We start from the raw sequence: 2,630 nt of genomic DNA on the forward strand, positions 1-2,630 counted from the left end.
TCGGCGACGTCGTCGATGCACACATGCTCGCCACGCCGCCGGCGCCGGCGCGCCATGTCGATGATGAGGTTCTGCACGATGCGCCAGAGGAACTGGCGAGGACTCTCGATGGCCGCCTGGCGTTCGCTCTGCGCCATCACGGCGTAACGCAGGAAGGCATCCTGCACCACGTCGGCCGCCGCCTCGCGATCACCCAGGCGGCCATAGGCCATGCGCTTGAGCTCGCCGTGATGGTTGCGGAACAGGAGGTCGAGGTTGGCTGGCATGATCGCGGGCAACGGACGGTCAGGAGGATCACATGAGAATAATTATTGATTACTGGTCATTGTTTGTCCAGCATGCCGGCGCGCGGCCTCAATGCACCATGCGCGCCTGCCGGCCGAAGAGGTAGCGCAGGCGTTCCGGCAGATGCTTGGTGAATGAAGCCACCGCCTTGTTCACCACGCCCGGCACGCACACCGGATGCCCGACACTGACCGCTTCCCAGCCTGCCCGGACCACCGTGCCGGCATCCTGCCAGAGGAATCCGGGCAGGCGGTTCGCCCACTCGCGCGTGCCCTGGGTGTCATGGAACTCGGTCCAGGTGAAGCCTGGGCACAGGGCGGTGACATGCACGCCGGACGGCTTCAGCTGCAGGTCCAGCGCCTGCGACATGTTCAGCACATAGGACTTGATGCCGGTGTAGAGCATGCCCGGCGAGTTGGGCGCGAACGCCGCCAGCGACGACACGTTGATGATGCGGCCCCAGCCCCGCGCCGCCATGCCGCCGCCGAAGCGGTGCGACAGCTCGGTCAGGCCGGTGACCATGACCTCGATCATGGCGCGCACGTCGGCGACCGGGAAATTCAGGAAGGACACCGGCTCCGCCAGCCCGGCATTGTTGATGAGGATATCGACCTGGAAACCCTCGGCCGCCGCCTGCGCTTCCAGCGCGGCGGCAGACTCCGGCCGCGACAGGTCGGCGGGACAGACCAGCACGCGCACGCCATGCGCGGCAGCCAGTTCGTCGGCGAGCGCCTGCAGACGGTCGGCGCGGCGCGCCACCAGCATCAGATCGTGCCCTTCCGAGGCCAGCAGACGCGCGAACGCCTCGCCCAGACCCGCCGACGCGCCGGTGATCAGCGCCCCTTTCCCGGTACCCGTTCCGTCACTTGCCGTCATGATGCCGCACTCCTTCGATGTCACGGTAGAATGCCGGAAAACACCGCCAGCTGTCGCCATGAACGCCGCCAAACGCCACGAGATCTTCCGCCGTCTGCAGGCGCACAACCCCGCGCCCACCACCGAGCTGAACTACAGCTCGCCGTTCGAGCTGCTGATCGCCGTGCTGCTGTCGGCGCAGGCCACCGACGTCGGCGTGAACAAGGCCACGGCGAAGCTGTTCCCGGTCGCCGGCACGCCGGAGAAGATGCTCGCGCTCGGTGTCGACGGCCTGAAGCAGTACATCAAGACCATCGGCCTGTTCAACACCAAGGCCGAGAACGCCATCAAGACCTGCCGCATCCTGATCGAGGAGCACGGCGGCGAGGTGCCGCAGACGCGCGAGGCGCTGGAGCGGCTGCCCGGCGTCGGCCGCAAGACCGCCAACGTGGTGCTCAACACCGCCTTCGGCCAGCCCACCATCGCGGTCGACACGCACATCTTCCGGGTCTCCAACCGCACCCGCATCGCCCCCGGCAAGGACGTGCTGGAGGTCGAGCACAAGCTCATGCGCCACGTGCCGGCGGAATTCCGGCATGATGCCCATCACTGGCTGATCCTGCATGGCCGCTACACCTGCGTGGCGCGCAAGCCGCGCTGCGGCAGCTGCGTGATCGAAGACCTTTGCGAATACCCGGAGAAGATCCATGACTGAGGCCGTGGCGAAGCAGGTGACAGGCAGCGTGGCAGGCACGCCGGCAGATGGCGGCGGACCCGGCGGACGGCGCAAGCGCTGGCTGCTCGGCGGCCTGGCCGCCATCGTGGTGATCTGGGGCACGCTGGTGACGGCGGCCGAGCTGTTCTGGCCCGGCTGGGTGGAGAAGCGCCTGTCGCATGAGCTGAGTCAGCGCCTGAGCCTGGACATCACGCTCGACAAGGTCACCACCGACGCCATTCCCGGCATCCTCCACCTGTACAACCTACAGGTGAAGGACCTCGAGGGCAACCCGCTGATCGGCTTCAAGGAGCTGCACCTCGACTACTCCTGGCTGAGCATCCTGAGCCCGACCTGGCTGATCGAGAGCGCCGAGCTGATCGGCCCCGAGATCCACGCCGTGCTGCCCGCCGAGGGCCAGCTCAACCTGTTGAAGATGCTGCCGCCGCCGAGCGGCGAGCAGGTCGAGGGCCCGCGCTGGCACCTCGCCCGCCTGAGCGTGCGCGACGGCCTGCTGGCCTTCCGCGACGAGCGCGTGAAGCCGGCCCGCGCCATCACCCTGACGCCCTGGGCCTTCGACCTCAAGGACATCGGCACCGATTCCGCCGACGGCAAGGCCGAGCTGCACGGCGAGCTCGGCGGCGGCTCGCGCCTGGACTGGGTCGGCACCATCAACCTGCAGCCCGCATTCACTTCCAGAGGCCAGCTCAAGCTGAGCAGGCTGAACCTGCCCGACCTCATGCGCTGGGTGCCGGCCGACCTGCCGGTGCGCATC

General features: G+C 67.9%; 4 protein-coding genes. 2 read left to right on the top strand and 2 right to left on the bottom strand.

Translation table 11 applies throughout. The annotated features are described in order from the left end of the window. Together C5O18_RS08460 and C5O18_RS08465 are read right to left on the bottom strand one after the other, a co-directional pair. Nucleotides 1-266: RNA polymerase sigma factor (locus C5O18_RS08460; RefSeq protein ID WP_277422162.1), on the bottom strand; the 266-nt coding region annotated here is incomplete at its 3' end. A gap of 88 nt (nucleotides 267-354) precedes the next feature. Beyond that, entirely contained in the window at nucleotides 355-1,161 is an 807-nt protein-coding gene (locus C5O18_RS08465; RefSeq protein ID WP_105193119.1) for an SDR family NAD(P)-dependent oxidoreductase, read from the bottom strand. 58 nt (nucleotides 1,162-1,219) lie between these two features. Between C5O18_RS08465 and nth the strand changes: the two genes are divergently transcribed. Next, on the top strand, nucleotides 1,220-1,855 hold the full coding sequence (nth, locus tag C5O18_RS08470; RefSeq protein ID WP_105193121.1) for an endonuclease III: 636 nt from the start codon (nucleotides 1,220-1,222) through the stop codon (nucleotides 1,853-1,855). After that, a partial coding sequence (locus C5O18_RS08475; protein WP_146089301.1) for a DUF748 domain-containing protein occupies nucleotides 1,848-2,630 on the top strand: 783 nt, incomplete at its 3' end. The genes nth and C5O18_RS08475, both read left to right, overlap by 8 nt.

This window comes from Amnimonas aquatica, from assembly GCF_002943415.1.
GTDB classification, from domain to species: domain Bacteria; phylum Pseudomonadota; class Gammaproteobacteria; order Pseudomonadales; family Moraxellaceae; genus Perlucidibaca; species Perlucidibaca aquatica_A.